Raw genomic sequence first — 16,211 nt, 5'->3', positions numbered from 1 at the left:
GCGGCGCCCGGACCGTTCCCCGACAGGCTGGACCCGTTACTCGACAGGCTGGACCCGCTCGGTCCGTGATCCGGGAGGTCCGCATGTTCCGTCGGTCCCGTGCCGCCACTGCGATCCTCGTGCGGGGCCCGGCGGACGACGCCGTGCGGGCGGGCCGCCCGGCGCGCCGGCGGGACGTGCGGCGATGACGGCACTGTCCGTCTGCCTCGCGTTGCTCGCCGCGCTCGCCAACGCAGCGGCCTCGGTGCTGCAGAGGCGGGCCCTCGCCGACCTCGCCGGTGCGACGGCCATGGCGCTGCTGCGCCGGCCGGGGTGGGTGTGGGGCGCGGCGATGCTCGTCGTCTCGGGAGCCCTCCAGGCGCTGGCGCTGGCGACCGGGCCGCTCGCCGTGGTGCAGCCGGTGATGAGCACGGAGCTGCTGTTCACCCTGGTGGTCGGAGGCATCGCCTTCCGGCGTCGCCCCGACCCGCGGACCCGGGTGGCGTTCGTGGCGATGGCGGCCGGCTTGGGCGGGTTCCTCGCGCTGGCCGCACCGTCCGGCGGCCGGGACACGGTCCCGGCCGCGTACTGGGCATGGGCCGGGCTCTCGCTGGCCGCCGCGGTCGCCTTGCTGGTCGCCGTCTCGCTCAGGCTTCCTTCCTCACCGCGCGCGGCGGTGCTGGGCACCGCGACGTCCATCGGCTTCGCCTGCACCGCCGTGCTGATCAAGGACGCGCTGGGCCGACTGCCGGAGGGTGTCGGGGCGGTGTTCACGACGTGGCAGCTGTATGCGGCCATGAGCGTCGGCCTCGGCAGCTTCCTGCTGCTCCAGGTGACGCTCCGGGCGGGCTCGCTGGCGGCGTCCCAGCCCGCTCTGACGCTCGGTGACGCGCTGCTGAGCGTGGTGTTGGGGGTGGTGCTGTTCCAGGAGGACGTGCACATGGGATGGCGTACGCCGCTGGAAGTGTTGGCACTCGGTCTGCTGATCGGCGGCTGTGTGGAACTGGCCAGGTCCCCGCTTTTGGCGGAGGACGCCCAGAGCACGGAGGGAACGGGGAAATGGTGAAGCCCATGAGCGGCGGGGCCACCGCCGCCCTGGCGGTGACGGGCGCGGCGCTCCTCGCGGCCGGCGCGCACATCGGGCCTGCGGCGACCTGGCTTCCCGGCGTGCGCGGCGCCCTCGCCCCCGTCCTCGACGGGCGGGGGCACCACGACCGGGTGGCGCTGACGTTCGATGACGGCCCCGACCCCGGCACCACGCCCCATTTCCTGCGGGCCCTGGACGAACTCGCCGTACGGGCGACCTTCTTCGTGCTCGGCAGCCGGCTCGCACAGCATCCCGGGCTGGGCAGGCGTATGGCGGCAGAGGGCCATGAACTGGCGGTGCACGGCTGGCGTCACGAGAGACCGTGGTATCCGCGGCCGTCGCGGGACGTACGGGACCTGGCGCGGACGGCGGACCTGGTCACGGAGATCTCCGGCGAGCGGCCGCTCTGGTACCGGCCCGCCTACGGGATCCTCACCGGTGGGCGGTGGTACGCGGCCAGGGCCAACGCTCTGCGACCGGTGCTGTGGACATCGTGGGGCCGTGACTGGACGGCCGCGGCCACGCCGGGGAGCGTCCGCGCGGAGCTGGGCAGGACCCTCAGGGGCGGGGCGACGGTGCTGCTGCACGACTCCGACGCGCTCAGCGCTCCCGGCGCGTGGCGGGCGGCCCTGGGGGCGCTCGGTCCGGTCGTGGCGGACTGCCGGGCGCGTGGCCTTTCCGTCGGCCGGCTCCGCGACCACGGTCTGCCCACTCGCTGAGCCTCGGGCCTGTTTCTGTCCGTTTGCATGCCCGGATCTGTTTACATCCCCGTGGTTCATGCGTAGCATTAAGGAAAACCACAGACTCGGTCATGGAACGGATGTAAAACCACATGTTCGCAGCGGAGCGTCAGCAGGAGATCATGCGCCTGGCCCGCGAGAGCGGTCGGGTGGATGTGCTGTCCCTCGCCGAGGAGTTCCAGGTCACCGCGGAAACCGTGCGGCGCGACCTGAAGGCCCTCGACCGGGCGGGGCTGGTGCGGCGTGTGCACGGCGGTGCCATCCCCGCCGGCAACCTCGACTTCGAGCCCGACCTCGCGGAGCGCGACACGGTCGCCGCCGACGAGAAGGAACGCATCGCGCGCGCCGCGCTGGGCGAGCTGCCCGGAGACGGCAGCGTGATCCTGGACGCCGGCACCACGTCCGCCCGACTGGCGGCCGGCATCCCGGTGGAATCCCAGCTGACGGTCGTCACGCATGCGCTGCCCGTCGCCGCCCGCCTCGCCGACCACCCGGGCATCGCCCTCCACCTCGTCGGCGGGCGGGTCCGGCACCGCACGCGTGCCGCCGTCGACGCCTGGGCCCTGCGCGCGTACGGCGAGATCAAGGCCGACGTCGTCTTCCTCGCCACCAATGGCTTCGACGCCGAGGGCGGCCTGACCACCCCGGACCTGGCGGAGGCGGCTGTCAAACGGGCCGCGATCGCCGCCGCACGCCGGGTCGTTCTGCTGGCGGACTCGACCAAGTTCGGGCAGCAGCACTTCGCCCGCTTCGGCGACCTGGCGAACGTGGACCTGCTGATCACCGACACGGGCCTCAGTCCCGACGACGCCCGCGCCATCGAGCGGCAGGGCACGGAGGTCGTCCGCGCATGATCCTCACCGTCACCCCCAACCCGAGCCTGGACCGCACGTACGAACTGCCGTCCCTGGACCGCGGAGCCGTGCTGCGCGCGGCCGTGGACCGGGTCGACCCCGGCGGCAAGGGCGTCAACGTCTCCCGGGCCGTGGCCGCCGCCGGCCACCGCACCGTCGCCGTCGTACCGCTCGGGGGGCCGGAGGGCGCGCTGCTCGACCGGCTGCTCGGCGAGCACGGCATCGAGGCCGCCGGCGTCCCCGTCGCCGGTTCGACCCGGGTCAACATCACGCTCGTCGAGCGCGACGGCACCCTCACCAAGGTCAACGCGGCCGGACCCGACCTCACCCCTGCGGAGGCGGAGGCGCTGCTGGAGACCGTCCGCACCCGCTCGGCCGAGGCCGACTGGATCGCCTGCTGCGGAAGCCTGCCGCGCGGCCTGCGTCCCGAGTGGTACGCCGAACTCGTGGCGCGGACGCACCGGGCCGGCGCCCGTGTCGCCCTCGACACTTCGGGCGCCGCCCTCACCGCAGCCCTGCGGGAGCGCCCCGACGTGGTCAAACCCAATGCGGAAGAACTCGCGGAAGCCGTCGGCCGCCCCCTCGCCACCGTCGGTGACGCCGTCAAGGCGGCGGAGGACCTGCGTGACCGGGGCGCCCGTGCGGTGCTCGCCAGTCTGGGAGCGGACGGCCAACTGCTCGTCGACGACACCGGCGTCTGGTTCGGCCACGCCCCCGCCGACGCCGTCCGCAGCAACGTCGGAGCCGGGGACGCCTCCCTCGCCGGCTTCCTCACCGCCGGCGGTGCCGGCCCGGCCGCCCTGGCCGCTGCCGTCGCCCACGGCACCGCCGCCGTACAACTGCCGGGCAGCGTCATGCCGACACCGGCCGACCTGCACCCGCAAGCGGTGACCGTCACCGCTTCGGTCCCCCTCGACCGCGTCCTCGGGGAGCCGGCGTCATGACCGTCCTTCCCGTGCGGGCCCACCGTCCCCCACGTACCGGCGCGCGGTCCTGCGGCCGTGTCGGCGCCGGGGCCCGCCCACCACGTCCCACCACCGCCCCCGGGCGGTTCGCGAGCAAGGAGCCGCGTGATGAGTGAGTTGATCACCGCAGAGCTGGTCGACGTCGATCTGGCCGCCGAGACCAAGCAGGCCGCCACGCGGTCCCTCGCGGAGCGCATGGTCGCGGCCGGCCGCGTCACCGACCTCGACGGCTTCCTCGCCGACGTGGCGGCCCGCGAGGCACAGATGCCGACCGGCCTCGACGGCGGCATCGGCATTCCCCACTGCCGGAGCGAGCACGTCACCGCGCCGACCCTCGCCTTCGGCCGCAGCGCCGGGGGGATCGACTTCGGCGCCCCGGACGGGCCCGCCGATCTGATCTTCCTGATAGCCGCGCCGGCGGGAGCCGACGACGACCATCTGACGATCCTCTCCGCTCTGGCCCGGCGGCTCATGGACGCCCGGTTCACCACCGCGCTGCGCGCCGAGCACGACCCGGCGGCGGCCGCCGCCCTGATCCGCGGTGAGGACGCCCCGGCCCCCGAGGCACCCCCTGCGGAAAGCGCGGACAGCGCGGCCCCGCCGGCCCCGGCGTCCGCCTCCGCCCCGTTCCGGATCGTTGCCGTCACCTCCTGCCCCACCGGCATCGCCCACACCTACATGGCCGCCGAGGCGCTCCGCCAGGCAGGCGAGGCCGAAGGCGTCGAACTAGTCGTCGAGACCCAGGGCTCGGCCGGCTTCACCCGCCTCGACCCGGCCGTCATCGCGGCCGCCGACGGCGTGATCCTCGCCCACGACGTCGAGGTCAGGGAGCGGCACCGGTTCGCCGGCAAGCCCACCGTCGACGTCGGTGTGAAGGCCGCCGTCAACCGGCCCGCCGAACTCGTCGCGGAGGTACGGGCCAAGGCAGAACGCGGCGAGACCACCGCTCCCGTCACCACCACCGCGCCCATGGACTCCGGCGCGCCGGGCGACCACTTCGGCATCCGCCTGCGCACCTGGCTGATGACCGGCGTCAGTTACATGGTGCCGTTCGTCGCCGCGGGCGGTCTCCTCATCGCACTGGCCTTCGCCATCGGCGGGTACGAGATCAACAGCGCCCCGTCGGTCGCCGAGCACTTCGTGTGGACGGAGGCCGCCAGCTGGGCCGCTCTGCTCTTCCAGGTCGGCGGCGCCGCGTTCGGCTTCCTGGTTCCCGTCCTCGCCGGATACATCGCGTACGGCATGGTCGACCGGCCCGGACTCGTGCCCGGCATCGTGGGAGGCGCCATCGCCGTCACGATCAACGCGGGCTTCCTCGGCGGACTCGCCGCCGGTCTCATCGCGGGCGCGGTCGTGATGGCGATCCAGCGGATCCATGTGCCGACCGTGCTGCGCGGTGTGATGCCGGTGGTCGTGATCCCGCTGATCTCCGCCGCTGTCGTCGGGTTCCTGATGTTCATCGTCGTCGGCAAGCCGATCGCCTCGCTCCAGAAGGCCATGACCGACTGGCTGAGCGGCCTGTCCGGCGGCAACGCCGTGCTGCTCGGCGTGCTGCTCGGCCTCATGATGTGCTTCGACCTCGGCGGCCCGGTCAACAAGGTCGCCTACGCCTTCGCCGTGGGCGGGCTCGCGAACCCCACCGACGGCAGCCTCAAGGTCATGGCCGCCGTGATGGCCGCCGGCATGGTCCCGCCGCTGGGCATGGCCCTGGCGACGACCGTGCGCGCGAAGCTTTTCACCAAGGCGGAGCGTGACAACGGCAAGGCGGCATGGGTCCTCGGCGCCTCTTTCATCAGCGAGGGCGCGATCCCGTTCGCCGCGGCCGACCCGTTGCGGGTGATTCCGTCCGCGATGGCCGGCGGCGCGGTCACCGGCGCACTGTCGATGGCGTTCGGCGCCACGCTTCGCGCCCCGCACGGCGGCATCTTCGTCGTACCGCTCATCGGCCGGCCGCTGCTGTACCTGCTGGCCATCGCCGCCGGCACCGTGGTCACCGCCGCCCTGGTCGTCCTCCTCAAGAGCCGCCGCAAGCCGGCCGGCCCCGCGGCCACACCCCCGGCCGTCTCCGAGGCCGCGGACCCCAAGGTCCCGGCCGCCGCCTGAAACCCCTCGCCCGTGTCCGTTCCGGGCCTGCCCGGAACGGACACGGCAGGCCCGGACGGCCGGACGCAACCGGCCCCGGACCGGTCCCCGAACAGGTCCCGGCAGGTCCGGGGTCAGGTCCCCGGACAGATCCGTGGACGGATGCCCGGACCTCTGTCCAGGCCCTTCCCGGGCCATCACCCGCCCAGCGGCCCAGCGTTGTGCCCTTCCACGGCGGACAAACACCCCACCGGCAGCCTCGTCCCCCATCCCGTAGGAGTGTCACCCCCATGCCCCAGCGCACTGTCGTCATCGGCTCCCGCTCCGGACTCCACGCCCGGCCCGCGTCGGTCTTCGTGCAGGCCGCCGCCCGCCAGCCCGTCCGCGTGACCGTCGCCCGCGACGGAGGCGCACCGGTCGACGCCCGCAGCCTGCTGTCGGTGCTCGCACTCGGCGCCAAGCACGGTGAACCCCTTGTGCTGTCCGCCGAAGGCGACGGTGCCCAGGCCGCCATCGAGGAACTCGCCACGCTGGTCGCCGCCGACCTCGACGCCCAGGAGCAGCGGTGACGACCGGCACGACCACCTCAGCCGCACCCGCACCCGCGGCCGCGGCCGGCGGGGTGCTGGGCGGCATCGGCGTCGGTGGAGGCAGCGCCGCCGGACCCGTCGCCCGGATGGCCCAGCCGTCCGTGCTTCCGCCGCCGCGCACCGTGGATCCGGCCGACGTACCGGCCGAGGCGGCAGCGGCCCGTGCCGCGCTGGCACGGGTCGCCGCGGACCTGGAGGGTCGGGCGGCCGCCGTCGGCGGCGACGCCGCGCACGTCCTCTCCGCCCAGGCGATGATGGCCGCCGACCCGACGCTCGCCGATCAGGTCGGTGAACTCGTGGCCGGCGGGTCCGACGCGGCCCACGCGCTCGACCGGGCGTTCCGTGCCTTCCGCGCGTCGCTCGAGGCGGCCGGCGGCTACTTCGCAGAACGCGTCTGCGACCTCGACGATCTCCGCCACCGGTCGGTCGCGGCGGTACAGGGTCTCGCGATGCCCGGCCTGCCGGCCCCCGGCCACCCGTACGTCCTCGTCGCGGACGATCTCGCGCCCGCGGACACCGCTCTGCTCGATCCGGCCGAGGTCCTCGCCCTGGTCACCGAACGCGGCGGCCCCACCAGCCACACCGCCATCCTCGCGAAGATCCTCGGCCTGCCGGCCGTCGTGGGCTGCGCCGCCGCCGCGGCGCTGACCGACGGCACGCCGGTGCTCGTCGACGGCGCGGCCGGTACGGTCGTGACCGACCCGGACCCGGACGCGGTAGCCGCGGCCGCCGCGAGGGATGAACGCCGCCGTCTGGCCGCGGCCCGGGTCAGCGGCTCCGGCCGGACGGCCGACGGCCACGCGGTCAAACTGCTGGTCAACCTGGGCGCCTTGCCGGAACTGGACGCGGCCGCGACGGCCGACAGCGAGGGCGTGGGGCTGTTCCGCACCGAATTCCTCTACCTCGACCGCGAGCAGGCCCCCACAGCGGAGGAGCAGACCGCCGCCTACCGCGCGGTCTTCGACGCCTTCGCCGGGCGCCGGGTCGTCGTACGGACCCTGGACGCGGGGGCCGACAAGCCGCTGCCGTTCGTCACCTCGGCCGACGAGCAGAACCCCGCCCTCGGCGTGCGCGGCCTGCGGACCGCCCGCCGGGACCCGGAGCTGCTCGAGACGCAGCTCGCCGCGATCGCCGCTGCGGCGCAGGACACGGAGGCCGACGTATGGGTGATGGCGCCCATGGTCTCCGTGCCCGGTGAGGCAGCGGCCTTCTCGGCACGGGTGCGGGCCCACGGCCTGCGGACCGCGGGCGCCATGGTCGAGGTACCGGCGGCGGCGCTGCGGGCGGGCGACCTCGCCCGGCAGTGCGACTTCCTCAGCATCGGCACCAACGACCTGGCGCAGTACGCGTTCGCGGCCGACCGCACCCTGGGCACGCTGGCCGAGTTCCTGGACCCTTGGCAGCCGGCCCTGCTCGAACTCGTGCGGACGGCCGCCGGGGCGGGAGCGGCCTGCGACCGCCCCGTGGGCGTCTGCGGAGAGGCCGCGGCCGACCCGCTGCTCGCCCTGGTCCTCGTAGGACTGGGCGTGAGCAGTCTCTCGGCCGCGCCGAGCTGCCTGGGTGACGTCCGCGCCGCGCTGGCGGCCCACACCCTGGACGACTGCCGGCGGCTCGCCGGACTGGCACTGGCGGCCCCGGACGCGACGGCGGCACGCGCGGCCGTGCGGGAAGGTACGGCGCGAGAGGCCCTCGCGTAGCCCTGCCGCGGTCGGGCGGGCAGGGGCCCGCGGTCGTCCGGCGCCGACCCGGAGGGCGGCCGGGCCCCTGACCGTGCGGACCCCGGCCCGGTCGGGGGCGCGGTCCCCGCGGTGTCCCCGCCCGCCCGGGGCGGTGGAGCAGCGCGCTGCCGCCCCGGATGCGAGCATGACCAAAGGGCCGTCGACGACGCGCCCGCGCCGGTGCGGCGCAGGAGGAACGGGCGACCCGGGGATGGTGGGGCGTGAACGGCGCTGACCGGCCGCTGGAGCTCGACTTCCTGCGTGCCGTGTTCGAGAGCGTGGGTGCCGGGCTGTTCATCACCGACACCTCGGGGCGGCTCACGGCCTCGAACCCGTGGGCCGACCGCCTCCTCGACCGCGACACCGAGCGGATGCTGGGTCAGGACCTCCACGACCTGTTGCACCGGCAGGCCGACGGCAGGGTCATCCCCCGGAACGAATGCCGTGTGCTCTCCGTGCTGAGGGACGGCAGTCCGGCCGAGGGAAGCGACGAGTTCTACCTGCGGGCCGACGGCACGACCGTCCCGATCATCTGGGCCGCCACGCCCCTGGCGCGGAAGGGGAAGGTGGAGGGCGCGGTGATCGTGTTCCACGACTTCAGCCTGCACCGCCGGGCCGCCGACCAGCAGGCGACGCACCTCGTGGCACTGGAGGAACTCACCGAGCGGCTGACGATCGTCGCGGAGATCTCCGCGGTGCTCAGCTCCACCCTGGACGCCCCGAGAATGCTGCACCGGCTGGTGCGTCTGCTGGTGCCGGAGCTGGGCGACTGGGCGGCGGTCGATCTTCGTACGCACCCTCAGGCCGACGACATGCGCCGGATCGCCGTGCATTGCGAGGACCCCGGCGCGGAGGACGACGGCGGGACGCTGCTGGGACAGTTGCCGCCGTTGACGGAAACACCCTCCGCCTCTGTCCTCGCCCGTGTGATGCGGGGCGGCCGGCCCCTGCGGCTGAACGCCGAGGACCTCACCGCGCAGGCGCCGCTCGCGCGGGCGCACCGGGACCTGTTCGACCGGCTCGGCGGGCACTCGGCGGTGGTGGTGCCGCTGAGCACCACGCGGCAGGTCTTCGGCGCGCTCACTGTGGCGCGCAGCGGCGCACGTCCACCCTGCACGGAGGCTGACCTGCTGGTGCTGGCCGACATCGGCCGCCGGGCCGGACTGGTGCTGGACAACGCCCAGCTGTTCGACCAGCAACGGCAGCTCGCGGAGACCATGCAGCGTCAGCTCCTCACGCCGCTGCCCCAGGTCGACCACCTCCAGATGGCCGCCCGCTACCAGCCCGCGGAAAGCGCCGCCGAGATCGGGGGCGACTGGTACGACGCCTTCCTCCTCGCCGACGGTGCGACGACGATGGTCATCGGCGACGTTGTGGGCCACGACCTCAAGGCCGCCGCACACATGGCCGAGGTACGGAACATGCTCCGCGCTCTCGCCTGGGACCGGCAGGAGCCTCCCAGCCTCATCATGAGCCGTCTCGACGAGGCGATGACGCACACCAGCGACGCGCCGATGGCCACCGCCGTCTTCGCCCGGATCGAGGGCCAGGAGGGAGGGCCGTGGCAACTGCACTGGGTCAACGCCGGCCATCCGCCGCCTCTGCTGGTGACCCACGACGGACAGGCCCGTTACCTCGAAGCGGGCCATGGGCCGCTCCTCGGTATGGCTTCCGCGCTGCACATGGGCCTGGGATGGCCGGACGCCCGCGAGAGCCTCCCCGCCCGGTCCACCCTGCTGCTCTACACCGACGGCCTGGTCGAGAGCCGGACCCGTCCCATCGACCGAGGACTCGCCCAGCTCCGCCGTCACGCCGCCGAACTCGCCCACCGGGACGTGGAGGACTTCTGCGACGAACTCCTCGCCCGCATGGAGCCCAGTGGGGACGACGTCGCCCTCCTCGCCCTGCGCATCCCGGCACGGGGCGAGGGCCGCGACGGCGGGCCGCCACCGCGCCACTACTCGCCCAGCCCGGCCGCGCCCGACCGCGCCGCTCCCGGCTCCCAGGTGGAGGACAGCGAGGTACGGGACATGTCCTGACCCCTGGCACCGCCCGGAGCGCCGGTCCACCGGGCCGGACCGGCGGACCGGGCCGGCGTCAGGAGGCGAGGCGGGCCGCGAGAAGGGCGACGTCGTCGTGGAACGCGTAGTGGCCGTGCGCGAGGAGAGCGTCGCACAGCTCGGACAGCGGGGCGGAAGCACGCACGGCCGCGATGCCGGTGGCGTCCGCCATCCCCTCGTCGATGGACCGGCGGGGGTGCTCGACCAGCCCGTCCGTGTGCAGCAGCAGTGTGCTGCCGGGAGGCAGCACCTCCGTCTGGTCCTCGCGGTCCATCGCCGGATCGACGCCCAGCGGCAGGCCGGTGTCCGTCGCCAGGTAGCGGGCCCGGTGGTCCGGTGTGACCAGCAGCGGCGGCAGGTGGCCCGCGCTGGACCAGCGCAGCCGCTTGCCGTGGGCGCTCGGCTCCAGCCTCGCGATGATGACGGTGGCCATCGGGCCGCCGTGCAGTTCGTGCAGGACCTCGTCGAGCCGGCGCAGGATGCGGCTCGGGGGCTCCTCCTCCTCGAAGGCGATCACCCGCAGCATGTTGCTGATCTGGCTCATCACGGTGGCCGCTTCGAGGCCGTGGCCCATCACGTCCCCGACCATCAGACATGGCACGCGGCCCGGCAGCCGGACGAGGTCGTACCAGTCGCCGCCGATCCGCGGTGCCTCGGTGGAGGGTTGGTACCTGGCCTCGAGCTCGAGGTCCTCCCGACGCGGCATCCGGGGCAGCAGTCTGCGCTGGAAATCCTCCGTGGCGTGCCTCAACCGGTCGTACAGACGGGCGTTCTCGATGGCCACACCCGCGGCCCCGGCCAGTGCCACGACGATGTTCTCGTCGTCGTCCGTGAACGGCTCGCCGCTCTCGCGGTCGGCCAGGTAGAGGGTGCCGTAGAGCTTGTCGCGGACGCGGATCGGCACGCCCAGCAGAGTCGTCATCGCCGGGTGGCCCTGCGGGAAGCCGATCGCGTGCGGATGTTCCGCCACACGATCGACGCGCACCGGGTGCGGATCGCGCACCAGCTCACCGAGCAGGCCACTACCGTGCGGCAACTGGTCGCCGAGGCCGGCGAACTGGTCGCGGCCGAAGCCGGAGGTGATCAGCTCGGTGAAATCACCGGAGTCGTCCAGCACCCCGAGCGCGGCGTAACGGGCATGCGCCAGCTGCCGGGCGGTCTCGTTGATGGTGCGCAGCACGGAGTCCAGCTCCAGTTCCTTGCTGATCGCGAGAACCGCGCCCAGCAGTTCCCGCACGCGACCGTGCGCGTGTGCGACCTGCTGGAGGCCGTCCTGGATCTGGTCCAGGTAGTCGCCCTGGGAAGACGGGAGGGCCGGAGCAGGGGACTGCGGGTCCTCGGGACCGTCCGGAAGTCGTTGAGCCATCGAAAAGCCCTCCGCCCGGGTTTCGTGGCGGGCAGCTCCTGCACGGCGGGTACCCATCCGCCGTGCAGCGACTCACGGCGGCGGGAGCCCTGCGGACCTTCCGGCGCCGCGCGTCCGTCGGCCCACGGCGGAGCGCTGCCCGGGACAGGGCCCGACTGCGCCCGCCGCCACCCGCGGCGCATACGCGGCCGTCCCGGGGGGCACCTGCATGCCACAGGGTTCAGCGCGCAGAGCACGGGATACGCGACCATCCTTGAACGCGTGGCTCCCTCCACCGGGCGACGGCGGCGGCCCGCGCCGACGGGGCCGCCGAGCAGGGAGGACAGACATGAACGCATGCGTGGGCCCCGCACCGCCCGGCCGGGGCGGAGAGCCGGACACGCGGCCGTGAACGGCCCCCGCTGGCGCGGCGTCGACGCAGTCGTTCTCGACACCGACGGCGTCATCACAGACTCCGCCCGGATCCACGCCGCAGCCTGGAAGACGGCCTTCGACGCCTGCCTGCGGGCCCATCCTCCGGACGACCCCGCGGCCCGCCGGCCCTTCGACGTCCGGGACGACTACCTGCGCCACGTCGACGGCCGCTCGCGCCAGGACGGGGCGGCGGCGTTCCTGGCCTCACGCGGGCTGCGGCTGCCCAAGGGGGGCGCTGACGACGCGCCGGGAACGGACACGGTGGGCGCCGTCGCCGCGTACAAGGAGAAGCTGTTCACCCAGCGGCTGCGCGAGCAGGGCATCGACGCCTACCCGGGCACCGCACGACTGCTGCGGATGCTGCGCGCCCGTGCCGTCCCCCTCGCGGCCGTGTCCGCGTCCCGTCACGCGCGTGAACTGATCACCCGGGCCGGGGTCCTGCCCTGTTTCGACGTCATGGTCGACGGCGCGGAGGCGGCCCGACTGCGGCTTCCGGGAAAGCCGGAGCCGGCACTGTTCCTCGAGGCGGCCCGGCGGCTCGGCGTCCCCCCGCAGCGGGCGGCCGTCGTGGAGGACGCCCTGGCCGGCGTCGAGGCGGGCAGACGCGGCGGTTTCGCGCTCGTGATCGGCGTGGACCGTACGGCGGGCCCGGGGACGGGCGACGCCCTGCTCGAGCACGGCGCGGACCTCGTCGTACGGGACCTCGCCGAACTGCTCCCCGCCGGCGCCGACCGGTCCGGCGAACCGGCCGGGCCCACGGAACCCCACGCAGCCCGGGCCGCGCCCGAGACCCCAGTGCCCCCGGAGGACTGACCATGCACGAGTGGATCTGGACGTACGAGGGATACGAGCCCGCGCGCGAGCGGCTGCGCGAGGCGCTGTGCACCCTCGGCAACGGCTACTTCGCCACCCGGGGAGCCGCGCCCGAGTGCACCGCCGACGAGAGGCACTACCCGGGCACGTACGCGGCGGGCTGCTACAACCGTCTCACCTCGACCGTCGCCGGCCGGCAGGTGGAGAACGAGGACATGGTCAACCTGCCCAACTGGCTGCCCCTGCGCTTCCGTATCTACCGCGTCGCCGGCGACGCCGCATGGTTCACCCCGGACAGCTCGGCACTGGCCGAACACCGCCAGCGCCTCGATCTGCGGTCGGGCACCCTGGAGCGCACAATGCGCTATGTGGCCGAGGACGGCCGTGCCCTCACCGTGCGCCAGCTCCGGCTGGTCCACATGGCCGATCCCCATCTCGCCGCGCTCCGCACCCAGTTCACGGCCGAGGGCTGGTCCGGCGACATCGAGGTAGAGGCCGCGCTCGACGGAGCGGTGACCAACAGCGGCGTGGCGCGCTACCGGGAGCTCAACGGCAGCCATCTCGTCCACGTCAACGCCGGTGACGGCGAGCCCGACACCATGTGGCTGCGGTGCCGCACCATCACCTCCGACATCCGGATCGGCATGGCGGCCCGCACGATCGCCGACGAACCCACCGACGAGGAACGCGCCCGCAACGCCCATGAACCGCTGCGTGCCGTGCAGTTGCTGAGGTTGACGCTCCCGGGAGGTGTCACCCGGACGGTCGACAAGACGGTCGCGCTGCACACCTCGCGGGACCCCGCGATCAGCGACCCGCTGCACGCGGCCGTCGGCCGGGTGGGCCGGGCGCCGGGCTTCGAGGCACTGCTGGAGTCGCACCGGACGGCGTGGCGGCAGCTGTGGCGGAGAGGTGAGCTGGACGTGCCGGGGGAGGCGGGCAGCATTCTGCGGCTGCACCTCTTCCATGTGCTGCAGACGCTGTCGCCGCACACGGCCGACCTCGACGTCGGCGTGCCGGCCCGGGGTCTGCACGGCGAGGCGTACCGCGGCCACATCTTCTGGGACGAGCTGTTCGTCCTGCCGTATCTGAACCTGCATTTCCCCGAGGTCTCCAGGGCTCTGCTCATGTACCGGTACCGCAGGCTGGAACAGGCCTGCGTGCTGGCTCGCGACGCCGGTCACACCGGCGCCATGTACCCGTGGCAGAGCGGCAGCGACGGCCGCGAGGAGACACAGGAGCTGCACCTCAACCCCCGGTCCGGCCGCTGGCTGCCGGACCATTCCCGCCTTCAGCACCATGTCGGGTCCGCCATCGCGTACAACGTGTGGCAGTACTGCGAGGCGAGCGGCGACGCGGAGTTCCTGCACACCAAGGGCGCGGAGATGCTCACCCAGATCGCCCGGTTCTGGGCCGGATCCGCGCAGTACGACGAGCAGTTGGAGCGCTACCGCATCCGCGGTGTGGTCGGTCCTGACGAGTACCACGAGGCGTACCCGGGCTCCTGCCTGCCGGGGCTCGACGACAACGCGTACACGAATGTCACCGCCGTGTGGGTGCTGGCCCGCGCCCTCGAGGTGGTGCGCGAACTGCCGGAGCCGCGCCGCCGCGAGCTGTACGAGCGTATCGGCCTCGACCGCGGCGAGCTCGCCCGCTGGGAGGACGTGTCGCGCCGGATGTACGTACCCTTCCACGACGGTGTCATCAGCCAGTTCCACGGCTACGGCGACCTGGAGGAGCTCGACTGGGACGGCCTGCGCGCCCGGCACGGGGACATCCGCCGTCTCGACCGGGTGCTGGAGGCCGAGAACGACACCGTAAACCGCTATCAGGCCTCCAAGCAGGCCGACGTCCTGATGCTCGGCTACCTCTTCTCGCCGGTCGAACTGAGCGGTCTCTTCAGGAGGTTGGGCCATGTACTCGATGAGGAGACCTGGCACCGGACGGTCGACTACTACCTGAAGCGCACCAGCCACGGCTCGACGCTGAGCGGCCTGGTCCACGGGTGGGTGCTGGCCCGCGTGCGGCGGGAGGACGCGTGGACCTACGTCAAGGAGGCACTGGAGGGTGACATCGCCGATCTGCAGGGCGGCACCACCGAGGAGGGCATCCACCTCGGGGCGATGGCGGGCACCCTCGACCTGGTGCAGCGCGGTCTGACCGGGATGGAGACCCGTGGCGGGGCGCTGTGGTTCGACCCCGTGCACTCACCGCAGCTCGCCGAGTACGGCTTCTCCGTCCGCTACCACGGCCACTGGGGGGTCCGGGTGCGGATGCGGCCCGGAGAACTGCACATCGGCGTGCCGGCCTCTGACGGGGGACCGATCGAGGTGCGGCTCCCGGACCGGACGGTGTCGGTCGAGCCGGGCGGCTCGCGGCTGCTGATGCTGCCCGACGACGGGCATCGGCCCTCGCCCTGACCGGCCTCGCCCGAACGGAGCTCACAGGTCCGGCCGTACGGTCGTCGCCCTGTAGGGATCCTCTGCACCGGCGGCCGGTGCCGCCGGCCCATGCGGCTCAGTTGGAACCCTGTTGTCCCGGCAGGGGCAGGCACGCCCAGACGGTCTTGCCCGCAGGAGGTGTCGGCCGCCAGGACCAGCTGTCGCTCAGCGAGTTGACCAGGAACAGACCGCGTCCGCCCGAGGCGGCCGGGCCGGGAGGGTCCAGACGCGGCGGCGCCGGACTGGGGTCGGTAACCGCGCAGACGAGGTGGCTGCGGTAGCGGAGGAGACCGAGCCAGACCGGGTACTCGTCGGCGCTCGGCGGGGCGGGCGGCAGGGCGTGCCGCACGGCGTTGCCGACGAGCTCGCTGACGATCAGCTCGACGTCCGCCACCAGAGGCCGCAGGGACCACTCGTGGAGGGTGTTCGCGGCGAACCTCCTCGCCTGCGCCGCGTTCCTCGGGCGGCCGTCCAGTCCACACGCGGAGAAGCCGCCGGGGACGACGGGTTCCTCCGAGCCGTACTCCGGCGCGTCGGCGGGCATGCCGGGCGGGCGTTTCACGCCAGACTGCGTGAGACCGCTCCCGAACCCGTGCCGTACATCGGTTCCCGAGAGCGCCGGCATGTGAGTCGTCACTGGTCATGTCTCCCTGCAGGCTTTGCCGTTCGACAGCAGACGCAGGGCGAGTATTGTCGAGCCGACCCGCGGATGCAATTGCAGATGGGATTGCATCGATGGGATCCGGACCAAACGTGTGCGAGCAGTGAGGAGTTGATGGGCGTGGAGTTCGTCAACGGAATGCAGGCCAGTGCGCTGGAGTCGGTGACGTGGATCAAGAGCAGTCACAGCAACGCCACCGGGAACTGTGTGGAGATGGCGTCGCTGCCGGGCGGCCGGGTCGCGATCCGGAACTCCCGGGACCCGCACGGGCCGGCGCTCGTCTGCACACGCGACGAGTTCGCGGGATTCGTGGCGGGAGCCCGTGAGGGTGGTTTCGATGCGGTAATCGGCTGAAAACACTCGTTGAGTGGGCGACTTCCCCATGGCCTCGCCACGCGAGTGCTGGATACTGTCGTCGTCCCTATTCCTCCGCAGGAGCGC

General features: G+C 73.4%; 13 protein-coding genes. 11 read left to right on the top strand and 2 right to left on the bottom strand.

What is annotated here, in order from left to right; genetic code table 11:
- Positions 1 to 184: 184 nt before the first annotated feature.
- The 8 genes from MDN94_RS34380 (at position 185) to MDN94_RS34345 (ending at position 10,054) form a co-directional block, all read left to right on the top strand.
- Positions 185 to 1,045 (top strand): DMT family transporter, encoded by an 861-nt coding sequence (locus tag MDN94_RS34380; RefSeq protein WP_482729728.1) that lies wholly within the window; start codon positions 185 to 187, stop codon positions 1,043 to 1,045.
- Positions 1,039 to 1,785, top strand: coding sequence for a polysaccharide deacetylase family protein (locus tag MDN94_RS34375; RefSeq protein WP_482729727.1), 747 nt, complete (start codon positions 1,039 to 1,041; stop codon positions 1,783 to 1,785). Before MDN94_RS34380 ends, MDN94_RS34375 begins: the two co-directional genes overlap by 7 nt.
- Positions 1,786 to 1,898: 113 nt before the next feature.
- Positions 1,899 to 2,660, top strand: a complete 762-nt coding sequence (locus MDN94_RS34370) for a DeoR/GlpR family DNA-binding transcription regulator (RefSeq protein ID WP_441266163.1) — start codon at positions 1,899 to 1,901, stop codon at positions 2,658 to 2,660.
- Positions 2,657 to 3,604 carry a 1-phosphofructokinase gene (gene pfkB, locus MDN94_RS34365; protein WP_482729726.1) on the top strand — a complete coding sequence of 316 codons (948 nt, stop codon included), beginning with the start codon at positions 2,657 to 2,659 and terminating at the stop codon, positions 3,602 to 3,604. The genes MDN94_RS34370 and pfkB overlap by 4 nt, the downstream gene beginning before the upstream one ends.
- A 129-nt stretch (positions 3,605 to 3,733) precedes the next feature.
- Complete coding sequence (locus MDN94_RS34360) at positions 3,734 to 5,728, top strand: PTS fructose transporter subunit IIABC (RefSeq protein WP_482729725.1); 1,995 nt, start codon at positions 3,734 to 3,736, stop codon at positions 5,726 to 5,728.
- 269 nt (positions 5,729 to 5,997) lie between these two features.
- Complete coding sequence (locus MDN94_RS34355) at positions 5,998 to 6,276, top strand: HPr family phosphocarrier protein (protein ID WP_482729724.1); 279 nt, start codon at positions 5,998 to 6,000, stop codon at positions 6,274 to 6,276.
- Positions 6,273 to 7,994 carry a phosphoenolpyruvate--protein phosphotransferase gene (ptsP, locus tag MDN94_RS34350; protein ID WP_482729723.1) on the top strand — a complete coding sequence of 574 codons (1,722 nt, stop codon included), beginning with the start codon at positions 6,273 to 6,275 and terminating at the stop codon, positions 7,992 to 7,994. Before MDN94_RS34355 ends, ptsP begins: the two co-directional genes overlap by 4 nt.
- 242 nt (positions 7,995 to 8,236) lie before the next feature.
- Positions 8,237 to 10,054, top strand: coding sequence for a PP2C family protein-serine/threonine phosphatase (locus MDN94_RS34345; protein WP_482729722.1), 1,818 nt, complete (start codon positions 8,237 to 8,239; stop codon positions 10,052 to 10,054).
- Between the two features lie 58 nt (positions 10,055 to 10,112).
- Here the strand turns inward: MDN94_RS34345 and MDN94_RS34340 are convergent, their stop codons facing one another.
- Positions 10,113 to 11,441, bottom strand: coding sequence for a PP2C family protein-serine/threonine phosphatase (locus MDN94_RS34340; RefSeq protein ID WP_482729721.1), 1,329 nt, complete (start codon positions 11,439 to 11,441; stop codon positions 10,113 to 10,115).
- A gap of 336 nt (positions 11,442 to 11,777) precedes the next feature.
- Here MDN94_RS34340 and MDN94_RS34335 point away from each other — a divergent pair, with 336 nt between their 5' ends.
- Together MDN94_RS34335 and MDN94_RS34330 are read left to right on the top strand one after the other, a co-directional pair.
- Positions 11,778 to 12,668, top strand: coding sequence for an HAD family hydrolase (locus MDN94_RS34335; RefSeq protein ID WP_482729720.1), 891 nt, complete (start codon positions 11,778 to 11,780; stop codon positions 12,666 to 12,668).
- Between the two features lie 2 nt (positions 12,669 to 12,670).
- On the top strand, positions 12,671 to 15,088 hold the full coding sequence (locus MDN94_RS34330) for a glycoside hydrolase family 65 protein (RefSeq protein ID WP_482729719.1): 2,418 nt from the start codon (positions 12,671 to 12,673) through the stop codon (positions 15,086 to 15,088).
- A 97-nt stretch (positions 15,089 to 15,185) separates the two neighbouring features.
- On the opposite strand, the gene MDN94_RS34325 is transcribed toward MDN94_RS34330, so the two are convergent.
- Positions 15,186 to 15,671 (bottom strand): ATP-binding protein, encoded by a 486-nt coding sequence (locus MDN94_RS34325; protein ID WP_482729718.1) that lies wholly within the window; start codon positions 15,669 to 15,671, stop codon positions 15,186 to 15,188.
- Positions 15,672 to 15,884: 213 nt separating this feature from the next.
- On the opposite strand from MDN94_RS34325, the gene MDN94_RS34320 reads away from it, so the two are divergent.
- A complete protein-coding gene (locus MDN94_RS34320; protein WP_482729717.1) occupies positions 15,885 to 16,124 on the top strand; it encodes a DUF397 domain-containing protein in 240 nt (79 codons plus the stop codon).
- Positions 16,125 to 16,211: the final 87 nt, after the last annotated feature.

The organism is Streptomyces sp. WAC00040, from assembly GCF_056835925.1.
This window is presented reverse-complemented; position numbering and strand designations above follow the sequence as displayed.

Coding starts and splice junctions, on each gene's coding strand:
- MDN94_RS34320 (WP_482729717.1), top strand. CDS start 15,885: ATGGGCGTGGAGTTCGTCAACGGAATGCAGGCCAGTGCGCTGGAGTCG.
- MDN94_RS34380 (WP_482729728.1), top strand. CDS start 185: ATGACGGCACTGTCCGTCTGCCTCGCGTTGCTCGCCGCGCTCGCCAAC.
- pfkB (WP_482729726.1), top strand. CDS start 2,657: ATGATCCTCACCGTCACCCCCAACCCGAGCCTGGACCGCACGTACGAA.
- MDN94_RS34335 (WP_482729720.1), top strand. CDS start 11,778: ATGCGTGGGCCCCGCACCGCCCGGCCGGGGCGGAGAGCCGGACACGCG.
- MDN94_RS34360 (WP_482729725.1), top strand. CDS start 3,734: ATGAGTGAGTTGATCACCGCAGAGCTGGTCGACGTCGATCTGGCCGCC.
- MDN94_RS34330 (WP_482729719.1), top strand. CDS start 12,671: ATGCACGAGTGGATCTGGACGTACGAGGGATACGAGCCCGCGCGCGAG.
- MDN94_RS34375 (WP_482729727.1), top strand. CDS start 1,039: ATGGTGAAGCCCATGAGCGGCGGGGCCACCGCCGCCCTGGCGGTGACG.
- MDN94_RS34370 (WP_441266163.1), top strand. CDS start 1,899: ATGTTCGCAGCGGAGCGTCAGCAGGAGATCATGCGCCTGGCCCGCGAG.
- MDN94_RS34340 (WP_482729721.1), bottom strand. CDS start 11,441: ATGGCTCAACGACTTCCGGACGGTCCCGAGGACCCGCAGTCCCCTGCT.
- MDN94_RS34355 (WP_482729724.1), top strand. CDS start 5,998: ATGCCCCAGCGCACTGTCGTCATCGGCTCCCGCTCCGGACTCCACGCC.